Raw genomic sequence first — 19,697 nt, 5'->3', positions numbered from 1 at the left:
TTTTCTAAATGTTCAGACAGGTTATATAGAGCCCTCAACGACTCACCACGACCGAAAAGCAGATCAGGAGCAGAAATGCACCGCGACGCATTCATGATGGCAGACCGCACGGAAGACGAGGGCGATACCTCTATTCTGACAGCGACAAAGCCCAAGACCAAGCGCCCGCCGCTTTACAAGGTCTTGCTGCTCAATGACGACTTCACGCCAATGGAGTTTGTCGTGCATGTGCTGGAACGGTTTTTTGGCCTGAACCACGCGCAGGCGTTTGAGATCATGCTGACCGTGCATAAAAAGGGCGTGGCCGTCGTGGGGGTGTTCAGTCACGAGATCGCGGAGACCAAGGTGGCGCAGGTGATGGATTTTGCCCGCCGTCACCAACATCCGCTGCAATGCACCATGGAAAAAGAAGACTAGGCGCGTGATCGACGCCCGATTGTCGCTCGCCCTCGATGGGGGCGGTTTATCGTGGCCACCCGATGGGCGGATTGCGGTTTTTCAACCCACAATCGCCGCTGCTTTGACGGGTGTTCCCAAGGATCGCGCGCAGATATTGCAAGGTTTTCGCCCGGATCATGATGCCTGGGTCACCCGCGGATATGACTGCGCGGTCGCACCTGAGGGCCGGTATGCAGCCGCACTTATCGCCTTGCCCCGCTCGAAGGCCGAGGCCCGCGCGATGATCGCAGAAGCGATGCAATGCGTGGACGGCCCCGTTGTGGTGGATGGTCAGAAAACCGACGGTGTGGACAGCATCCTGCGCGACATGCGCAAACGCTGCGCTGTTGAGGGGCCGATTTCCAAGGCGCATGGCAAGCTCTTTTGGGTGAACGCCGCCGACCCGCAGGCTTTTGCGGATTGGGTGGCGGGTCCTGCGCTGACCGACGGTGGGTTCTGGACAGCACCCGGCGTCTTTTCTGCCGATGCGGTTGATCCTGCCTCTGCGCTTCTGATTGATGCACTGCCCGAAAAACCGGGGAAACGCATCGCTGATCTGGGCGCGGGTTGGGGGTATCTGTCCGCGCATCTGCTCGCCCGCCCGGGTGTAGAAGAGGTCCATCTGGTTGAAGCGGGGCATATGGCACTTGAATGCGCGCGCCATAACGTGACCGACACGCGTGCGCAATTTCATTGGGCGGATGCCACCTCCTGGCGACCGGATGACAAGCTGGATGCGGTTGTTATGAACCCGCCCTTTCACACATCGCGCGCTGCAGATCCCGGTCTGGGGCAGGCGTTCATGCAATCTGCAGCACGGGTATTGCATGCGCAGGGTCAGTTGTGGATGGTCGCCAACCGCCACCTGCCGTATGAGGCGACACTACAAACGCTGTTTGCGAAGGTGACCGAGATTGGTGCGGATCGGCGCTTTAAACTGTTCCACGCCAGCCGACCGCTTCGCAAACGTGGCTGAGGTGTCTAGGGTGGCAGGGCGCAAAAGGGGAACTGCATGTCTTTTTCGATAAACGGCAAAACCGCGATTGTGACTGGTGCAGCCAATGGCATTGGCCTGGCCATCGCGCGTCAATTCGCGGATCGGGGCGCCAATGTGATGTGCGCCGATATGGATGAAAAGAAGCTGGCCAACGAATGGGGCGATCAGGGTGAGGACAGCAATCTGCGCTATTTCGCGGGTGATTTGCGGCAAAGGCTGACCATTGCCAATCTGGTGTCCGCCACCATTGATGCCTTCGAGCGCGTCGACATCCTTGTGAACGCCTCCAGGCAGGTGATGTCGACCGATGCGCTGAATGTCGAGGACACCTCGGTTGCCGTGCTCTTGGAGCAGAACCTGATGACCTCGCTGCATCTGACGCAACAGGTCGCCAAGCGGATGATCAAGCAAGGCGCGGATCAGCCCGAAGGACAATTGGGCACTATCATCAACCTCAGTTCAATTGCGTCGCGCAGCACCCATCCGGAACTGATGGGGTATTCGGTTGCCTCGGCGGCTCTGGAACAAATGACCCGGTCGATGGCCCTGGCGCTGGCCCCGGAACGCATCCGGGTTAATGCGGTGGCTTTTGGCTCGGTGATGAGCGCCTCCCTGAAATCCTCTGTGGTGGAAAACAGCGATTGGCGCGAAGACATCCGCAACCACACGCCTTTGGGCCGCATCGCGGGTCCTGCGGAGCTTACCGAAGCGGTGCAGTTTCTGGCCGCCGAAAGCTCAGGCTTCATGACTGGCGAAATCATCACCGTGGATGGTGGGCGCAGCTTGTTGGATGCGGTGGCGGCCCCTGCGCATTAAGATTTCTCTCTTTTCCATATTGCGGTTTCCGGTCTAGACATGGTGTCAGGAAAAAGTGACACATTGGACCCTGTATGACCGACAGCTTCGCCTCCGAGAAATCCCGTGCATCCGATTGGTTTCGCAGCCTGCGCGATGACATCGTTGCCGCCTTCGAGGCGCTGGAACAGGATCATACATCAGGGCCACTTTCGGACGCGGCACCCGGTGCATTCGATGTCACCGAAACGCAGCGCAGCAGCGATGACGGGTCCGATGCGGGCGGTGGTCTGATGAGCGTCATGCGCGGGGGGCGTGTCTTCGAGAAAGTCGGTGTGAACATCTCTACCGTCTACGGCACGCTGGGGGAGCGCGCGCAGATGGCCATGGCGGCGCGCAAGGGCATTCCGGGCATGAAAGACGACCCGCGGTTCTGGGCCTCGGGCATCAGTCTGGTGGCCCATATGCAGAACCCGCACGCGCCGGCGGTTCATATGAATACCCGTATGTTCTGGACTCCACATGCGTGGTGGTTTGGGGGTGGGTCGGATCTGAACCCCTGCATCGAATATGCCGATGACACGGCGCATTTTCACGCGACACAGAAGACGCATCTCGATCCCCATGGGTCTAACTTTTACCCACGTCTGAAGGAATGGGCGGATGAGTATTTTTTCATTCCCCACCGCAAACGGGCGCGGGGTGTGGGCGGGATATTCATGGATGATCACTGTACCGGCGATTGGGAGACGGACTTCAAACTGACCCAGGACATCGGGCGGGCGTTTTTGCCGGCCTATGTTCCGCTGGTGCGCAAACGCCGGACGCAAGAGTGGTCAGATGCTGACAAGGATGCGCAACTTGTGCACCGGGGCCTCTATGCGGAATACAATCTGGTCTATGACCGCGGGACCAAGTTTGGGTTGGAAACCGGGCATGACGCCAATGCGGTGTTGATGAGCCTGCCGCCGCTTGCGAAGTGGGTCTGAGAGGGGCGCTGCCCCCGGCCTCTGCCGAGGCCTCCCCCGGGATATTTTTGGCCAGAAGAATGGATCAGCTACCGTGCCAGTCGAAGAAACCGGCACCGGCGCGGGCAAGCAGCTCTTCGGCCAGTTCTTTGCCCATCGCGGCACCGTCGGAAATAGCGCCTGAGCGCGCGCCACTGATCGCCTGACTGCCATCGGGACGCAGCACTTCGCCGCGCAGGTGCAGGGCGTCGCCTTGCAGTTCGGCAAGCCCCGCGATTGGCGTTTCGCAGGAGCCATCCAGCGTCAGCAAGAAGTTGCGTTCCGCCGCCAGCCGCTGCCCGGTCGGGATGTCATGGATCGCCATAAGCAATTCGGCAGTATTGTCATCTGCAACGCGCCGCTCGATGCCAATGGCGCCTTGGGCGACCGCGGGTAACATCTCCTCAGGATCGATGGGTGTCGCGGGCACATCCGCCATGCCGAGGCGGTTCAATCCGGCCGCGGCGAGAAATGTGCATTCCGCGACACCTTCGCTCAGTTTTTTCAGACGGGTCTGCACATTGCCGCGAAACTCCACCACGTTTAGATCAGGCCGCCGGTTCAGCAACTGCGCTTTGCGGCGCAGGCTGGAGGTGCCGACCACGGCGCCGGCGGCAAGATCGGCGATGCTGCTGAGGCTGGGGGAGACAAAGGCATCCCGCACATCCTCGCGCGGCAGATAGGTGTCGAGGACCAACCCGTCGGGCTGCAGCGTTGGCATGTCCTTCATCGAGTGGACAGCGATGTCAATTTTTCCTGACAGCAGGTCTTCCTCGATTTCGCGGGTGAAAAGCCCCTTGCCGCCGATCTCTTTCAGCGGGCGATCCTGCACCGCATCGCCAGTGACCTTGATGACCACGATCTCGAAGCATTCTTCTGACAGATCAAACGCTTGGGCCAGCCTGTCGCGGGTCTCATAGGCCTGGGCCAGCGCCAGTGGCGAGCCACGGGTGCCGATTTTCAGCGGGGAAGCGGGGGAGGGAAGGGTCACTGTCATGAGATCATCTTTATGCGCGTCAATTTATCCTGACAACCCGTCAGTCTCTTGACAACGGTCGCTGTGCCCCCGACCAACAAGCTACGCGAAAATGAGGACACCCATGGCCCCGACAAAAACCATCCTGCGCGCCCTTGCGGGCGAGACCCTTCCAACGCCGCCGATCTGGATGATGCGACAGGCCGGGCGTTATCTGCCCGAGTACAAGGCGACGCGCGCGCAAGCCGGGGATTTCCTCTCGCTCTGCTATAATCCCGAATTGGCCGCGGAAGTGACGCTGCAACCCATTCGCCGGTATGGGTTCGATGCGGCCATCCTCTTTGCCGATATCCTGCTGCTGCCGCAGGCGTTGGGGGCGGATCTTTGGTTTGTGACCGGTGAAGGGCCGCGCCTCTCCACCATCCAGACGCAGGCTGATTTCGACAAGCTCGGCCCCGTCGAAGATATTCACGAGACGCTGAACCCGATCTATGAGACGGTCCGTATCTTACGGCGGGAATTGCCTGCTGAAACCACGCTGATCGGTTTTGCGGGCGCGCCCTGGACGGTCGCCACCTATATGATCGCGGGACGCGGCACGCCGGATCAGGGACCCGCGCATGCGCTACGCCAGGAAAACAATGCGCTCTTTGAGGCGCTGCTGGCGCGGATTACGGCGGGCACCATCGACTATCTGGCGGCGCAGATCGATGCGGGCGCCGAGGTCGTCAAGATCTTCGACAGCTGGGCAGGCTCGCTCAAGGGTGAGGCCTTCGACAAATATGCGCTGGAGCCTGCGCGCGAAATCACCGCGGCGCTGAAGGCGCGCTACCCGCATATCCCGATCATCGGGTTCCCGCGCGAGGCAGGCGATCACTACATCGGATTTGCCAAGGCAACCGGTGTCGATTGCGTGGCACTGGACAATTCGGTCAGCCCGGATTGGGCGGCGGCCAAGGTGCAGGTCGATGGCTGCGTGCAGGGCAACCTGGCCAGCAGCCATATGGTGACGGGTGGTCAGGCGCTGGTGGATGAGACCTGCGCCATCGTCAAGGCCTTCTCCAAGGGACCGCATATCTTCAACCTGGGCCACGGCATCACGCCGGATGCGGATCCGGACAATGTCCAGCGGATGATTGACGCGGTCCGGACGTAGGAAACGCGCTTTCTGGCTTGACGGCAAAGCGGGGCTGGCATAGTCCACGCTCCGATGGCGTTATAGCTCAGTTGGTTAGAGCGAACGACTCATAATCGTTAGGTCCCTGGTTCAAGTCCAGGTAACGCCACCATTCCTCCCCTGACATCATTCAGATTGACCCCGGCAAGCCCCCGCGCAAAACATGGGCGCGGGAGAGCGTGATGCCGGACAGAGATCAAATCCTGATTGCGGGCGGCGGTATCGGCGGGCTGGCAGCCGCACTTGGGCTGGCGCAAAAGGGTCTGCGGTCGCTGGTGTTGGAAAAATCATCCAAACTGGGTGAAATCGGGGCCGGTATTCAGCTTGGGCCGAACGCCTTTCATGCCTTTGATACGCTGGGCGTTGGCGATCAGGCGCGGGCCATGGCCGTCTACATCGACAATCTGCGTTTGATGGATGCGTTAAGCGCGGATGAGATCACTCGCATCCCGCTGGATGATGCCTTTCGCGCGCGATTTGGCAATCCTTACGCGGTTGTGCATCGGGACGACCTGCACGGTGTTCTGCTAAAGGCCTGCAGGGTGAGCCCGCTTATTGAATTACAGACAAATGCCGAGGTCACAGCGTACGATCAGACAGAAGCGGACGTGACCGTAACCCTACAGGACGCGCGCCGATTGCACGGGCGCGCGCTGATTGGCGCAGATGGGCTATGGTCGAAAATACGCGCGCAGCTGCTGGGGGACGGGGCGCCGGTTGTCTCCGGGCATAGCACCTATCGGTCGGTGATTCCCGTGGCCGAGATGCCCGAGGATCTGCGCTGGAATGATGCGACGCTCTGGGCCGGTCCAAAGTGTCATATCGTGCACTACCCGCTGTCGGGCGGGAAGCTGTTCAACCTGGTTGTGACCTATCACAATGACGCCCCGGAACCGGTTGCCGGAAAACCGGTAACGCATGAGGAGGTGCGCCGCGGGTTTGAGCATGTGCATCCCAAAGCACGTCAAATCATCGACAAGGGATCGGACTGGAAGCTCTGGGTGCTGTGTGACCGCGACCCGGTGATGGGCTGGACGGAGGGGCGCGTTGCCCTGCTGGGGGATGCCGCGCATCCGATGTTGCAGTATTTTGCGCAAGGGGCCTGCATGGCGCTGGAAGACGCGGTGTGCCTTGCCGATGAACTGGCGGGTGCACGTGACCTGCCCGCGGCCTTGATCCGATATCAAGACCGGCGGCGCCTCAGGACCGCCCGCGTGCAGTTGCAGTCGCGTGAAATCGGCACCCATGTCTATCACCCCGCAGGCGCGCATGCGGCATTGCGGAACGCGGTGATGACGGCCCGTGGGCCGCAGGCATGGTTTGACCAAATTGCTTGGCTCTATGGCTCCACCGGCCTTGAAGGCGCAGTTTCCCATGAGACACAAAGAGAGCGGAAGTAAGCTGTTAACCCTTTCACTGATAGTTACAAACACAGGTGACATCGGGCAGTATCTGCAATAGCAATTTGTCAGGGAAGACGAGTCCAAGGCCGCAAAACGCAAGGCCGGACCGGGATTTAAGGGAGAAAAAGGATGAAAATCTCACGGAAATCATTTCTGAATGTGGCCGCAGGGGCGGCGCTGGCATTCGGATTTGGCGTAGCCCCTGCGATGGCGCAGGAGGTCACTTTGCGCCTGCATCAATTCCTGCCGCCACAAGCCAATGTGCCCAAGCTGGTGCTGGACGTCTGGGCGGATAGCGTCGAGGAAGACAGCGGCGGTCGCATCAAGGTCGAACGCTACCCGTCGATGCAGCTCGGCGGTAAGCCGCCGGAGCTGATGGACCAGGCCATTGATGGTGTCGCGGACATCGTCTGGACCGTGGTTGGCTACACGCCGGGCCGCTACCCGTCCACCGAAGTGTTCGAACTGCCCTTTATGATGACAAACGCCCGTGCGGCCTCCCGCGCCTATTGGGAAATGTTTGAAACGCATATGAAGGACACCGAATTCAAGGATGTGCACATCCTGGGCACATGGGTGCACGGGCCGGGCCTGATCCATACGAACAAGGAAGTGCGCAAACCCTCCGACATGGAAGGCCTGAAAATTCGCGGCGGCTCGCGCCTGGCTAATGCGCTGCTGGAAAAAGTTGGTGCAACACCTGTTGGGATGCCAGTGCCTGCGGTGCCAGAGGGGCTCTCCAAAGGTGTGATCGACGGCACCACGATCCCTTGGGAAGTAACGGCGGCGCTGAAAATTCCGGAGCTTGTGGACAACCACACGGAATTCACCGGCAACGCGCTTTACGTGCTGACCTTCGTTCTGGCCATGAACAAGGATCGCTATGACGGCCTGCCTGCGGATCTGCAAAAGGTGATCGACGATAACTCCGGTCTGGAATTCTCGGTCTTTGCCGGGGGCACTCAGGCCGATAGCGATGGCCCCGCGCGTCAGGCAGCGGCGGATCGCGGCAACAACATCGTGACGCTGAACGCGGAAGAAACCGCGGAGTGGAAGGCCGTGGCCGAACCGATTTATGCGGAGTGGGTTGCGGACATGAACGAAAAGGGCATCGATGGTCAGGCGCTGATCGACGAGGCCCGGATGCTCATCGACAAATACACCGAGTAACAGCGACACCACTGAAAAAGCCCGGTGCAAGCGCCACTTGCGTCGGGCTTTTTCACACCGGCAGCGGAGCCCCCTGAATGCATCACGCAATTAAACTGCTGGCACGCGGCACAGCGATCATTGGCGGTCTGGTGCTGGTCGGCCTGATCATCCTGACGGCACTCTCCATTGTCGGGCGCTCGCTGAACAAAATGCTGCATTCGGACGGGGCAGAGAGCCTGCTGGGCGGCTTTGCCCAGACCCTGCTGGATTTGGGCATCGGCGAGGTGAACGGCAGCTATGAATTGCTCGAAGCCGGGGTCGCCTTTGCCATTTTTTCGTTTTTCCCGATCTGCCAGCTTTATGGCGCCCATGCGACCGTGGATATTTTTACCTCCAAGCTGCCGAGGCGGCTCAACCGCGCCATTATGGCCTTTTGGGAGGTGGTGTTAACCGCAGCGCTGCTGCTGATCAGTTGGCGTCTTTATGAGGGCATGCAGCGCTACATTGGCAATGGCGAGACAACCCTGTTTTTGCAGTTCCCGGTCTGGTGGGCCTATTCGGCAAGCTTTGCGGCTTCCGTCGTGACCTGCATCGTTGCCGTCTATTGTGCCGTGATGCGCATCGGTGAAAGCCTCTCGGGGCGTGTTTTGTTGCCGACCGCGTAAGGATCTGATTGTGAGCAATCTCGAACTCGGATTCTGGTCCTTCCCGATCCTGCTGATCATGGTGTTTCTGCGCGCACCCATCGGGCTTGCGATGCTGCTTTGTGGATTTGCGGGCTGGTATTTTGCAATGGGCGGCAACCCCAACGTGCTGCTGAATAAACTGAAATCAGAAACCTATACGCAGTTTTCCAGCTATTCATTGTCGATCATTCCGATGTTTTTGCTGATGGGGCAGTTCGCAACCCTGTCGGGTATGTCCACATCGCTGTTCAAAGCCGCCGAGAGCTTTCTAGGCCACCGCCGGGGGGGCGTTGCCATGGCCTCCGTGGGGGCCTGTGCCGGATTTGGCGCGATTTGCGGATCATCCCTGGCCACGGCTGCGACCATGTCCAAGGTCGCGCTGCCGGAGCTGCGCCGCTACGGCTATTCCGGCGGGTTCTCCACGGCGACACTGGCGGCGGGAGGGACGCTGGGCATCCTGATCCCGCCATCGGTGATCCTGGTGATCTACGCCATCCTGACCGAGCAGAACATCGCGAAACTGTTCCTTGCTGCTTTCATCCCCGGCATTCTGGCGGCCCTCGGCTATATGCTGACGATTTCACTCTACGTGCGGCTCTACCCGAAATCAGCAGGCACGCGGCCCCCGCAACCGATGTCCGAACGCTGGGCGGCGCTGGCCGAAACATGGCCGGTTCTGATGATCTTTGGCCTTGTCGTGGGCGGCATCTATCTGGGCTGGTTCACCCCCACCGAAGGCTCCGCCATCGGGGCGGCAGGCACCGGGCTGGTGGCGCTTTTGTCCGGCAGCCTCAACTGGTCGGTCTTTCGGGACAGCCTGCTGGGGACCGCCCGCACCACCGCGATGATCTTCTTCATCGTGCTCGGCGCAAGTTTCTACAACAGCTTCCTCGCCCTCTCGGGCGTGCCGCAATTCATGGCGGATTGGGTGCTGGCGCAGGGGTTCAGCCCGTGGTTCGTGCTCTCCATCATCCTCATCTTCTATCTGATCTTCGGCTGTCTGATGGACAGCCTGTCGATGATCCTGCTCACCGTACCGATCTTCTTTCCGGTGATTTCGGCCATGGACTTCGGCATGTCGCCCGAACACGTCGCGATCTGGTTTGGTATCCTTGTGCTGATCGTGGTCGAGGTCGGACTGATCACGCCGCCTGTGGGTATGAACCTCTTCATCATCAACGCGATGGACCGCGAAACCCCGATGACCGACACCTACAAGGCGGTGATGTTTTTTGTCGGTTCCGACATCGTCAGGGTGGTCATTCTTGTCATGTTCCCGGCCATCACCTTGTTTTTGATACCCGCCTGACCGATGCCCCGGATGAGATCAGGGACATGCAGTAAACTGCACCAATTTGGGGAACGGCTTGCGGTCATTTGAACATAATGCAGTATAGATCCGAAGTCGCTTTGGAGCCCCGGGGGAGAAAACGGTGACCAGCACCACTGAAAATGCGGCGCATTATTTTGTCGACCGGCACCTCACGGAAGGACGCGGCGACAAGACGGCATACCGGGAAGCGGGCACCGGCCGCAGCCTGACATTCCAGCAGATGGCCGATGGCGCGGAGAGGCTTGCAGGGGCACTTCTACGCGCAGGCATCCGGCCCGAGGAACGCGTGGCCATGTTGGTGTTGGACACGGTGGAATTCCCGCAAATTTTCTTTGGCGCCCTGAAATGTGGCGTCGTGCCGATCCCGATCAACACATTGCTGGCCGCCCCGGTTTATGACGCGATCCTGCGCGACAGCCGGGCATCGGCGCTGTTTGTCTCCGCTCCACTCTATCAGACCATCGCCCCGGTTTTGGCGGAAAACCCCTACCTTCGCCATGTGATCGTCATCGGGGCAGCGGATATTGAGGGCACAGAGGCTTTCGAAGACTTTCTGCAGGGTGCGGAGCGGGTGCCAACCCGTCCGGTATCGGCAGATGAAACGGCTTTCTGGCTCTACTCTTCGGGCTCGACCGGGCAGCCCAAGGGGGTTCAACATGTCCATTCCAGCCTGCAAGCAACCGCAGATACCTACGGCGCGCATGTGCTGGGCCTTACCGAGGCGGACAGGGTTTTTTCGGCGGCCAAACTCTTCTTTGCCTATGGTCTGGGAAACGCGCTGACCTTTCCTCTGGCCGTTGGGGCAACCACGATTTTATTCGCTGATCGGCCAACACCGGTTGACATGATCGCGACCCTTAATGCAGAAAAGCCCACAGTTTTCTGCGGTGTACCTACGCTATATGCGGCCATGATCGCCGAAATGGACAAGACAGGGACGCCTGATGCCCCGCTTCGCAGATGTATCTCGGCGGGGGAGGCGTTGCCCGAAGACGTCGGTATGCGGTGGGAGGCGCATACCGACGTCGCCATTCTAGATGGTGTCGGGTCCACCGAGATGCTGCATATTTTTCTCAGCAATCGACCGGATGATCTGGAATACGGGACCTCGGGCACGGCGGTTCCGGGATATGACATGCGACTGGTGAACGAAGCGGGCGCAGAGGTCGGTGACAACGAAATCGGTGAGCTGCTGGTCAACGGTGCGTCTTCGGCTGCGGGATACTGGAACCAGCGGGCAAAATCCCGCGCGACCTTCGAAGGCGTGTGGACGCGGACGGGCGACAAATATGAGCGCCGCCCCGATGGGCGCTATGTTTATTGTGGGCGCACGGATGACATGTTCAAGGTGTCTGGCATCTGGGTGTCGCCGTTCGAGGTCGAGCAGGCGCTGGCCAGCCATGCATCCGTGCTGGAAGCCGCGGTGGTTGCCGCCCGCGACGCCGAGGGGCTGGAAAAACCCAAGGCTTTTGTCGTGCTGGAAGGGGCCGCGCCAGAGGATTTGGAGACGCTGCTGATCGAGCATGTGAAGAGCCGGATCGGCAAGTGGAAATACCCTCGCTGGATCGAGATCGTCGAAGATCTGCCCAAAACCGCAACGGGCAAAATTCAGCGTTTCAAACTGCGGGACGGGGCAGAATGATGGTAGCTTGGGCCGCTGATCCAGACCAGCGTCTGAGTGTTCGAGGGACCTGCTTGGAATACGCCTGCTATGGTCCGCCACCTGGTGCCGCGCCCACGCTGGTCCTGTTGCACGACGGTTTGGGCTCTGTCGCCTTGTGGCGTGATCTGCCGCAACGCCTTGCCGCGGCAACGGGGCTTGGTGTGTTTGTCTATTCACGGCAAGGCTACGGGCGCTCCGACAAGGTCGATTTGCCACGACCGTTGGACTACATGACCCGCGAAGCCGAAGATGTGCTTGGTCAGGTACTGGACGCGGCGGGACTGGGCGATGTGATCCTGCTGGGCCATTCGGATGGTGCCACGATTGCCGGCATCTACGCGGGATCGGTGAGCGACCGGCGGGTGCGTGGGCTGATCCTGATGGCGCCGCATTTTTTCACTGAACCCGAAGGTCTGGCCACCATCCGCGCCGCTGGGGAGGAATTCGGCACTGATGACCTCAAGGCAAAACTGGCGCGCCACCATGAGGACGTCGACGGTGCATTCCGCGGTTGGCACGACGTCTGGACCGATCCGGATTTCGAAAGCTGGAACGTTGCAGATACGATCGACCATTGGCGTGTGCCTGTGCTGGCCATCCAGGGCGACGATGACCCCTATGGCACGCTTGCGCAGATAGACGAGATCGAGGAGCGCATCTACGCACCGCTGGAAACCCTGGTTCTGGCGGGATGCGGTCATGCGCCTCACGTCGAACGCGCGGAGGCGGTTTTGCAGGAAATAGCAGCCTTCTGCGCCAGGCTTGTGCGGTTGGAGCAAGAGACCGTTGCCTTGGCCTGATCTGCCGCCCGGCGTTCGACTGCCGCCGCATGTTTATGTTCCCGGCAAAAACGCCCGCCACCCGGAAGATTGGTTTGACCCGATCAAGGCAAGTGTCACACCCGATATCCCATCCGACGAGCTGCACCGCACCGCCGCGTTTCAAACGGGGCTTGCCTATCTCCGGGCCGGATATTTTTGGGAGTGCCACGAGGTGCTGGAGGCAGTGTGGATGCAAACATCCGATCCCGGCCCGGAACGCGAGATGGTTCAGGCGCTGATCCAACTGGCGAATGCGCGCCTGAAACTGCTGATGGGCAAGCCGCGCGCGGCCCGCCGATTGTGCGACATGGTGACTGCGCATTTGTCGCGATGTGCCCCGCACGAACGCGTAATGGGCATGGGAATCGAGGAGGTGAAGATACAGCTTACCACTGTCCATATGGATGCAAAAAATGCAATATAATGCGCTAAGTTGTAAATTTCGTGCCAAGATAAGCTGCAATCACAGTTTGTATTTGTTAAAACATGAATTATAATTCCGCCCAGCAGCTCATATCTTGGTCTCAGGGAGGGATGGGTGTGACCCAGCGCATAGATTTCCAGGTTGATCCAGCCGAAATGAAACACTGGCGGGTCGAATATGATGGCCCTGTCGCGAACCTCTATATGGATGTCGATGAAGATGGCGGGTTGTTTGACGGCTATCAGCTCAAGCTGAATTCATATGACCTTGGTGTGGATATCGAGTTGTCCGATGTGGTGCAGCGGATGCGCTTCGAACACCCTGAGGTCAAAGTGGTGGTATTGCAGTCTGCCAAGGACAAGGTGTTTTGCGCGGGCGCCAACATCCGGATGCTGGGTGGTGCTGCACACGCGCATAAAGTGAACTTCTGCAAGTTTACCAATGAGACCCGCAACACCTATGAGGCGGCGCTTGAAGACAGCGGGCAGAACTACATCTGTGCCGTGCGCGGCGCCTGCGCGGGCGGCGGCTACGAGTTGGCGCTTGCCTGCAACCACATTATGCTGACCGATGACAGCACCTCCTCCGTGGCGCTTCCGGAAGTACCCTTGCTGGCTGTGCTGCCCGGCACCGGCGGTCTTACGCGCGTCACCGATAAGCGAAAGGTGCGGCGCGATCTGGCGGATGTATTCTGCTCCGTTGAGGAAGGCGTCAAAGGCAAGCGCGCCTTGCAGTGGGGGCTGGTGGATGAGGTGATCGCGAATTCGAAATTCGATGACGCGGTGGCGGCGCGGGCGCGGGCGATGGCCGACGCCTCGGATAAACCCGATGTCGCGCGGGGCATCCGCCTGACACCGCTGGACCGCGAATTCGCAGAAGATGGCGTCAGCTATTCGACCGTCGCGGTCACGTTGGATCGCAAAGGACGGCGCGCGGTTGTCACGATCACAGGCCCGGATGGCGATGCGCCCGCAGATATGGATGCGTTTACGGCGCAGGGGGCTGAGGCATGGATGCTCCGCTGTGCCCGCGAGCTTGATGATGCGATTTTGCACCTGCGTACGAATGAGGGGGAGTTGGGGCTGATCGAGTTTCAGACGCAAGGGGATCCGGCCAAGGTGATCGCGCATGAAGCCTTGCTGTTGGCGAACAAGGATCATTGGCTGGCCAATGAGGTCCTGGGGCTTTGGAAGCGGGTGCTGAAGCGCGTGGACATGACCTCGCGCAGCCTGGTGGCGATTGTCGAGCATGGGTCGTGTTTTGCGGGGGTGCTGGCGGAGCTGCTCTGGGCGGTGGATCGCAGCTACATGATGCTGGAAGACTTCGAGGATGACCCGCGCCCGATGGCGGCGGTGACGATGACAGACGGCAATTTCGGGAGCTTCCCGATGGGCAATGGTCTCAGCCGTTTGCAGACACGGTTTCTGGGCGCCCCGGAGCAGATTGATGTTCTGCGCGCCCGGATCGGCGACGCGTTAGAGGCCGATGAGGCTGAGGCGCTTGGCCTTGTAACCTATGCCTATGATGACATCGATTGGGAGGATGAGGTGCGCCTCTTCATGGAAGAGCGCGCCAGTTTCTCCCCCGATGCGATGACGGGCATGGAAGCCAATCTGCGGTTTGCCGGACCCGAGACGATGGAAACGCGCATTTTCGGGCGTTTGACGGCCTGGCAAAACTGGATTTTTCAACGCCCGAACGCTGTGGGACCAGAAGGCGCGCTGCAGCGCTATGGCACCGGCGTGCGCGGTGTCTACGACATGGAACGTGTGTGACCAAAGGCGGCTTTCCAGCCACTGAAGTTTGGAGGACAAAATGCTTGATCTGATCAATGTCAGCTATGACAGCCAAATTCCCAATAATGTCGGCCTGAGCTCTGACAAGAAGGTGCTGAAAGCTCTGGAAAAGTGGCATCCGGGCTATATCAACTGGTGGAACGACCTGATCCCCCAGAACTTCCAGGAATCGATGGTCTATCTGCGCACCGCGGTCAGCGTTGACCCCAAGGGCTGGGCCAAATTCGACTACGTGAAGATGCCGGAATACCGCTGGGGTGTCCTGCTCGCACCCGCGGTCGAAGAGCGCAAGATCCCGATGGGCGAACATATGGGCGAGACCGCCTGGCAGGAGGTCCCTGGCGAATATCGCAACATGCTCAAGCGCCTGATCGTTATTCAGGGCGATACCGAGCCGGGCTCGGTGGAGCAGCAGCGGTTTCTGGGCCTGACCGCCCCTTCGCTTTATGACATGCGCAACCTCTTTCAGGTGAATGTCGAGGAGGGTCGTCACCTCTGGGCGATGGTCTATCTGCTGCAAAAATACTTTGGCCGTGACGGTCGCGAAGAAGCCGACGACCTGTTGGTACGCTCGTCTGGTTCCGAGGAAGCCCCGCGGATGCTGGGCGCGTTCAACGAGGAAACCCCGGACTGGCTGTCGTTCTTCATGTTCACCTATTTCACTGACCGGGATGGCAAGATGCAGCTGGAAAGCCTCGCGCAATCCGGGTTCGACCCGCTCAGCCGCACCTGCCGTTTCATGCTGACCGAAGAAGCCCATCACATGTTTGTGGGCGAAACCGGTGTCGGCCGGACCATCCAAGCCACGCTGGAAGCGATGAACAAACACGGGATCACCGACCCCTATGACATCAACAAGATCCGTGATTTGGGGGTCATCGACCTGCCGACCATCCAGAAAAAGCTGACCCTGCACTACACGCTGAGCCTCGATCTCTTTGGCCAGGAGGTGTCGACCAACGCCGCCAATGCCTTCAACGCGGGCATCAAGGGGCGTTATATGGAGCAGCGGATCGATGATGATCACAGGCTGCAAAACGACACCTACGCGGTCACATCGATCAAGGACGGGGCGATTGTGACCGAAGACGTACCGGCACTGACCGCCATCAACATGCGGCTGCGGGATGACTATGTGCGCGATGCCGCAGGCGGGGTTGGCCGGTGGAACAAAGCCATTGCCAGGGCCGGGGTCGACTATGAACTCAAGCTCCCGCATGAAGGGTTTCATCGGCAAATCGGCGTGTTTTCGACCGTGGCGGTGGACCCCGATGGCAACATCATTTCGGCAGAGGAATGGGAAAAGCGCCGCACAGAATGGCTGCCGACCAAGGCCGATGGCGACTTCATCCAGTCGTTGATGGTGCCATGCTACGAGCCGGGAAAATATGCTTCCTGGATTGCCGCACCGAAGGTCGGGATCGACAACAAACCCGGCGATTTCGAATATGTGCAATTGCACATGGCTTGATCCACATCAAAGCAACCGCCCTGCGGGCCAGTGAAACTGGCCCGCGTCACCGCCAGTGACCTTGTTTTTCAAAGGAGACCGGACCCATGCAGACCCAAACCGCCAAGACATACGCAACGCCAAAACAGAACTGCCTCGGGTGCACCGATTGCAAAGGCTTGTGCCGCGAGATCTATGACCTCGCCTTTATTCCGGATGTGGTGCTGCAAAGATCCTCCGCCAGCCCATGAACAAACCCGTAAAACAGCACCTCATCGACCCCGAAATCTGTATCCGCTGCTACACCTGCGAAATGACGTGCCCAATTGGCGCGATCCAGCATGACGACAATAATGTCGTCGTTGACCCCGACACCTGTAATTTCTGCATGGACTGTATCCCGGTGTGTCCCACCGGCTCCATTGATGAGTGGCGGGTGGTTGAAACGCCCTATTCGCTGGACCAGCAATACGGTTTCGAAGAACTGCCCAAGCAGGAAGACATCGCGTTGGATGCAGAGGCGGAAGACGATGGCATCGAGGCGCATGATGATGCCATTGCCGCATTGCTTGCTGAGGCGCACAAAGGAGCAGGGGGCCGCGCCAAAGCGCCTGCGTCGGCGTCGAAACCCACGATCAACCTCTATAATCTCGGCAACCCGGCGACCGCCAAGGTGCAGGGGAATTACCGCCTGACGGACCCCGAGAGCGACAGCGATGTACGCCACATCATCCTCGATCTGGGTGCGCTGCCGTTTCCCGTGCTGGAGGGACAGAGCATCGGCGTTATTGCCCCGGGGACGGATGATGCAGGCAATCCGCACCTGCCGCGGCTCTATTCCGTTTCCAGCCCCCGCGATGGTGAGCGACCGGGATTCAACAACGTCTCGCTGACCGTAAAGCGCGAAGAGAACGGCCTGTGTTCGAACTACATATGTGATCTGGAAAAAGATGACGATGTGCAGATCACCGGCCCCTTTGGGTCGACCTTCCTGCTGCCCTCCGATCCAAATGCGCACCTGCTGATGATCTGCACCGGTACCGGGTCGGCGCCGTTTCGGGGGTTCACCATGCGACGGCAACGCGAAATGCCCGGTCTGGAGGGCAGTCTGACGCTGGTCTTTGGCGCGCGTACCCCGCGTGATCTGCCCTATTTCGGACCGCTCAAGAAGGTACCGGATCGTTTCATGCTCAAGGATTTTGCGTTCAGTCGACAGGAAGGCGCGCCCAAGCAATACGTGCAGGACAGGCTGCGCGCGCAGGCGGATACGGTCGCCGAGATGCTGAAATCGGACGCGGCGCATATCTATATCTGTGGGCTGAAAGCGATGGAGGAAGGTGTCGAAGAGGCGATGCGCGATATCGCGTCAGCCGCCGATATCGATTGGTCCACGCTGCGCGATCAGATGCGCGACGACGGACGATATCATGTCGAAACCTATTGAGATCGACGAAGGATGATGCGTGATAGTGCGCAATTGCTATCTGGTGCCGTTGATTTCGAACCTCCGAAGGCTAGGCTTTGCATTATTATTCACATTTGGACCAAGACTGTTTGATGACCGATGAGATTGTCCCCCCGGATCCTGCGGCGCTGCTGATCAAGCGCCTTGCAACGCGTGTGCGCGATATCCGCAAAGCGCAGGGGCTGCCGAGACGGTTGCTGTCGGAAAAATCGGGTGTGTCGCCGAGATATCTGGCACAGTTGGAAGCGGGAGAAGGCAATATTTCCATCACCCTTTTGCAGCGGATTGCAACAGCGCTTGATGTGAAAATCGAAACGCTATTGTCGGAAACGGCGCCCTGGGACCGCGAGGTGCAGCGCGTCGCAACGCTCTACCGTCATGCGCCGCGGGAGCTGCAACAACAGGTGCGGGGGCTGCTTGCCCCTCAGAATCCAGCAACCTTGCGGGCCGGGCGGATATGTCTTGTCGGGCTGCGCGGGGCCGGGAAATCTACCTTGGGTAAGCTTGCGGGCGACGCGCTGAAGATACCGTTTATCGAATTGAACAGAGAGATTGAGCAGCACACCGGGATGCCGCTTTCGGAGGTCATGGCGTTTTATGGCCAGGATGGCTACCGCGCACTGGAAGCCGAGGCAATCACCCGCGTGATCAGTGCGCATGACAAGATGATCCTGGCGGTCGCCGGCGGGCTTGTAGCCGAAGAGGGGACATTCGGGCAGGTTCTGGAGCGCTGTCATACGATCTGGGTACGCACCTCGCCCGCGGAGCATATGCAACGCGTGCGGGCGCAGGGAGATTTGCGTCCGATGCAGGGCAATCCCGCCGCGATGGAACAGTTGAAGCTGCTGCTGCAGACGCGCGCGCCGCTCTACCAGCAAGCGGAGGCCGAGATCAACACGTCGAACCGTTCGGTCTCGGCGTCATTGAACGATCTGGTCAAGATCATCGCCTCGCGGGGGTTTCTTGAGGTGTCTGCCGAGTGAAGGATGCGGCGATCGCTCTTGCGCTGACAGAGGGAGTGCGCGCGGCATCGGAGACCTTGCTGATGGATGCCACCAACCCCTGGGAACTGGATGCCGCGATGGTGGCACATGGGTTTACCGTTGGCGTTTGCGAAGCGCAGGATCTGGAGGGCTTGGACGTCGGCCTTGCCCGGCGTGCGGGTCCGCAGGCTGGCACGAATGAACGGACTATCCCCATCCTGCCCCGCATGGTTTCCGAGGGCCGGCTGGGACGCAGTGTGGGAGTTGGCTGGTACCGCTATCCGGGCGGTGGCGGGCTGGTCATTGACCCTCTGGTCGAAGACCTTTTGCGGGAGGAGGCGTGGTTTGCCGGTGTCACACGTCAGGATCTGGATGATGCGGTTTTGGTTGAACGTGTCATTATGGGCATGACACAACCGGCGCTTGCGCTTTTGGCGCAGGGCGCGGAACACGCGCGCATTGATCAGATCAGCATTGATGCGCTCGGATTTCCCCCAGGATCGGGCGGTGTGTTGAGCCATGTCGCGTTTCTGGGTCAGGCCAGGGTGACGAGGTGTTTCGAACGGATGTCCTGGCCTGCGCGATGTCTCCAACAGACGCAGGCCAATCTGGGCTTGTTTTTCGGCGCGGAGAACCAGATCAGTTCTGGCAGATGAGCACCATCGTTGCGAGGCCCCATAACGTCATCTGGTAATGGGTATTTTGTGCGTCTTCGTGACAGAACCAGTAGCAAAAATGGTTTCCGACGATGAGAAATCCGGCCCAGACGGCGGTAAAGCTGGTAGCACCCAACAGCGCCAAAGCCTGGCCTGTTTCGGGTGTTGCGGTCCCGATACTCCCCATCAGCAGCCCGATGGTCCCGACCCAAAGCAGGACACAGGCGAGCCCTTCGACCAGGATCACCAGGCGAAAGGCACCCCTTTGAAGCTTGCGATCTGATATGGCCCGGTGTGCGACCTCCTTGAAGGCGTCCGGGTAGGTTTCGCGCATGCGGGTCATGGCCAGGACTTCGGCGGTGTATGTTTCGTTCACTGAGGGATAAAGCAGATTGTCGCGCAGTCCCAATGTCAGCCACGATGCGATCAACCCCGTGGCAATGGCCTGTGCCAGCAATAATACGGTGTCCATGTC

At 59.7% G+C, this 19,697-nt stretch carries 20 protein-coding genes and 1 tRNA gene; 19 read left to right on the top strand and 2 right to left on the bottom strand.

Annotation, left to right across the window (positions count from 1 at the left end; translation table 11 throughout):
• The first annotated feature begins 75 nt into the window (after window positions 1–75).
• The 4 genes from clpS to hemF all read left to right on the top strand — a co-directional run bounded on the left by clpS (window position 76) and on the right by hemF (window position 3,219).
• The gene (gene clpS, locus Q1A20_RS12370) at window positions 76–417 is read left to right on the top strand and encodes an ATP-dependent Clp protease adapter ClpS (protein ID WP_298974695.1); all 342 of its coding nucleotides are present in this window, start codon (window positions 76–78) and stop codon (window positions 415–417) included.
• Between the two features lie 4 nt (window positions 418–421).
• Window positions 422–1,414: a class I SAM-dependent methyltransferase gene (locus Q1A20_RS12365; RefSeq protein WP_299917003.1), complete on the top strand. Its 993-nt coding sequence runs from the start codon at window positions 422–424 to the stop codon at window positions 1,412–1,414.
• Window positions 1,415–1,450: 36 nt separating this feature from the next.
• A complete protein-coding gene (locus tag Q1A20_RS12360) occupies window positions 1,451–2,251 on the top strand; it encodes an SDR family NAD(P)-dependent oxidoreductase (protein WP_299408101.1) in 801 nt (266 codons plus the stop codon).
• A 74-nt stretch (window positions 2,252–2,325) separates the two neighbouring features.
• Entirely contained in the window at window positions 2,326–3,219 is an 894-nt protein-coding gene (gene hemF / locus Q1A20_RS12355) for an oxygen-dependent coproporphyrinogen oxidase (protein WP_299408099.1), read from the top strand.
• 64 nt (window positions 3,220–3,283) lie between these two features.
• On the opposite strand, the gene hemC is transcribed toward hemF, so the two are convergent.
• Window positions 3,284–4,234 carry a hydroxymethylbilane synthase gene (gene hemC / locus Q1A20_RS12350; protein ID WP_299408097.1) on the bottom strand — a complete coding sequence of 317 codons (951 nt, stop codon included), beginning with the start codon at window positions 4,232–4,234 and terminating at the stop codon, window positions 3,284–3,286.
• Window positions 4,235–4,337: 103 nt separating this feature from the next.
• Between hemC and hemE the strand changes: the two genes are divergently transcribed.
• The 15 genes from hemE (at window position 4,338) to Q1A20_RS12275 (ending at window position 19,222) form a co-directional block, all read left to right on the top strand.
• Entirely contained in the window at window positions 4,338–5,369 is a 1,032-nt protein-coding gene (gene hemE, locus Q1A20_RS12345; RefSeq protein ID WP_299408095.1) for a uroporphyrinogen decarboxylase, read from the top strand.
• A 56-nt stretch (window positions 5,370–5,425) separates the two neighbouring features.
• Window positions 5,426–5,502: transfer RNA gene (locus Q1A20_RS12340), tRNA-Met, on the top strand.
• A gap of 70 nt (window positions 5,503–5,572) precedes the next feature.
• Window positions 5,573–6,790: a 3-hydroxybenzoate 6-monooxygenase gene (locus Q1A20_RS12335; RefSeq protein ID WP_299408093.1), complete on the top strand. Its 1,218-nt coding sequence runs from the start codon at window positions 5,573–5,575 to the stop codon at window positions 6,788–6,790.
• Between the two features lie 132 nt (window positions 6,791–6,922).
• Complete coding sequence (locus Q1A20_RS12330; RefSeq protein WP_299408090.1) at window positions 6,923–7,963, top strand: TRAP transporter substrate-binding protein; 1,041 nt, start codon at window positions 6,923–6,925, stop codon at window positions 7,961–7,963.
• Between the two features lie 77 nt (window positions 7,964–8,040).
• Window positions 8,041–8,610, top strand: a complete 570-nt coding sequence (locus tag Q1A20_RS12325; RefSeq protein ID WP_299408088.1) for a TRAP transporter small permease — start codon at window positions 8,041–8,043, stop codon at window positions 8,608–8,610.
• Between the two features lie 10 nt (window positions 8,611–8,620).
• The gene (locus Q1A20_RS12320) at window positions 8,621–9,940 is read left to right on the top strand and encodes a TRAP transporter large permease (RefSeq protein WP_298974720.1); all 1,320 of its coding nucleotides are present in this window, start codon (window positions 8,621–8,623) and stop codon (window positions 9,938–9,940) included.
• A 124-nt stretch (window positions 9,941–10,064) separates the two neighbouring features.
• The gene (locus Q1A20_RS12315; RefSeq protein WP_299917002.1) at window positions 10,065–11,606 is read left to right on the top strand and encodes a benzoate-CoA ligase family protein; all 1,542 of its coding nucleotides are present in this window, start codon (window positions 10,065–10,067) and stop codon (window positions 11,604–11,606) included.
• A complete protein-coding gene (locus Q1A20_RS12310) occupies window positions 11,603–12,427 on the top strand; it encodes an alpha/beta hydrolase (protein WP_299408082.1) in 825 nt (274 codons plus the stop codon). The genes Q1A20_RS12315 and Q1A20_RS12310 overlap by 4 nt, the downstream gene beginning before the upstream one ends.
• A complete protein-coding gene (locus tag Q1A20_RS12305) occupies window positions 12,414–12,872 on the top strand; it encodes a DUF309 domain-containing protein (RefSeq protein WP_299408080.1) in 459 nt (152 codons plus the stop codon). Before Q1A20_RS12310 ends, Q1A20_RS12305 begins: the two co-directional genes overlap by 14 nt.
• Window positions 12,873–12,988: 116 nt before the next feature.
• Window positions 12,989–14,647 (top strand): 2,3-epoxybenzoyl-CoA dihydrolase, encoded by a 1,659-nt coding sequence (gene boxC / locus Q1A20_RS12300; protein WP_299408078.1) that lies wholly within the window; start codon window positions 12,989–12,991, stop codon window positions 14,645–14,647.
• Between the two features lie 40 nt (window positions 14,648–14,687).
• Entirely contained in the window at window positions 14,688–16,139 is a 1,452-nt protein-coding gene (gene boxB, locus Q1A20_RS12295) for a benzoyl-CoA 2,3-epoxidase subunit BoxB (RefSeq protein ID WP_299408075.1), read from the top strand.
• 86 nt (window positions 16,140–16,225) lie between these two features.
• Complete coding sequence (locus Q1A20_RS12290; protein ID WP_298974729.1) at window positions 16,226–16,369, top strand: hypothetical protein; 144 nt, start codon at window positions 16,226–16,228, stop codon at window positions 16,367–16,369.
• Complete coding sequence (gene boxA / locus Q1A20_RS12285) at window positions 16,366–17,562, top strand: benzoyl-CoA 2,3-epoxidase subunit BoxA (RefSeq protein WP_299408072.1); 1,197 nt, start codon at window positions 16,366–16,368, stop codon at window positions 17,560–17,562. Before Q1A20_RS12290 ends, boxA begins: the two co-directional genes overlap by 4 nt.
• Before the next feature lie 113 nt (window positions 17,563–17,675).
• Window positions 17,676–18,566, top strand: coding sequence for a helix-turn-helix transcriptional regulator (locus tag Q1A20_RS12280; RefSeq protein WP_299408069.1), 891 nt, complete (start codon window positions 17,676–17,678; stop codon window positions 18,564–18,566).
• Window positions 18,563–19,222, top strand: coding sequence for a 3-hydroxyacyl-CoA dehydrogenase family protein (locus tag Q1A20_RS12275; protein WP_299408067.1), 660 nt, complete (start codon window positions 18,563–18,565; stop codon window positions 19,220–19,222). Before Q1A20_RS12280 ends, Q1A20_RS12275 begins: the two co-directional genes overlap by 4 nt.
• On the opposite strand, the gene Q1A20_RS12270 is transcribed toward Q1A20_RS12275, so the two are convergent.
• Window positions 19,206–19,694, bottom strand: a complete 489-nt coding sequence (locus tag Q1A20_RS12270) for a DUF2165 domain-containing protein (RefSeq protein ID WP_299408064.1) — start codon at window positions 19,692–19,694, stop codon at window positions 19,206–19,208. The genes Q1A20_RS12275 and Q1A20_RS12270 overlap by 17 nt on opposite strands.
• Window positions 19,695–19,697: the final 3 nt, after the last annotated feature.

The organism is uncultured Roseobacter sp. (assembly GCF_947501835.1).
Classification (GTDB): domain Bacteria; phylum Pseudomonadota; class Alphaproteobacteria; order Rhodobacterales; family Rhodobacteraceae; genus Roseobacter.
Note: the sequence above shows the minus strand (reverse complement) of the source record. Positions and strands in the feature narration are given on the sequence as shown.

Coding starts and splice junctions, on each gene's coding strand:
- clpS (WP_298974695.1), top strand. CDS start 76: ATGCACCGCGACGCATTCATGATGGCAGACCGCACGGAAGACGAGGGC.
- Q1A20_RS12360 (WP_299408101.1), top strand. CDS start 1,451: ATGTCTTTTTCGATAAACGGCAAAACCGCGATTGTGACTGGTGCAGCC.
- hemF (WP_299408099.1), top strand. CDS start 2,326: ATGACCGACAGCTTCGCCTCCGAGAAATCCCGTGCATCCGATTGGTTT.
- hemC (WP_299408097.1), bottom strand. CDS start 4,234: ATGACAGTGACCCTTCCCTCCCCCGCTTCCCCGCTGAAAATCGGCACC.
- hemE (WP_299408095.1), top strand. CDS start 4,338: ATGGCCCCGACAAAAACCATCCTGCGCGCCCTTGCGGGCGAGACCCTT.
- Q1A20_RS12335 (WP_299408093.1), top strand. CDS start 5,573: ATGCCGGACAGAGATCAAATCCTGATTGCGGGCGGCGGTATCGGCGGG.
- Q1A20_RS12330 (WP_299408090.1), top strand. CDS start 6,923: ATGAAAATCTCACGGAAATCATTTCTGAATGTGGCCGCAGGGGCGGCG.
- Q1A20_RS12325 (WP_299408088.1), top strand. CDS start 8,041: ATGCATCACGCAATTAAACTGCTGGCACGCGGCACAGCGATCATTGGC.
- Q1A20_RS12310 (WP_299408082.1), top strand. CDS start 11,603: ATGATGGTAGCTTGGGCCGCTGATCCAGACCAGCGTCTGAGTGTTCGA.
- boxB (WP_299408075.1), top strand. CDS start 14,688: ATGCTTGATCTGATCAATGTCAGCTATGACAGCCAAATTCCCAATAAT.
- Q1A20_RS12290 (WP_298974729.1), top strand. CDS start 16,226: ATGCAGACCCAAACCGCCAAGACATACGCAACGCCAAAACAGAACTGC.
- boxA (WP_299408072.1), top strand. CDS start 16,366: ATGAACAAACCCGTAAAACAGCACCTCATCGACCCCGAAATCTGTATC.
- Q1A20_RS12280 (WP_299408069.1), top strand. CDS start 17,676: ATGACCGATGAGATTGTCCCCCCGGATCCTGCGGCGCTGCTGATCAAG.
- Q1A20_RS12270 (WP_299408064.1), bottom strand. CDS start 19,694: ATGGACACCGTATTATTGCTGGCACAGGCCATTGCCACGGGGTTGATC.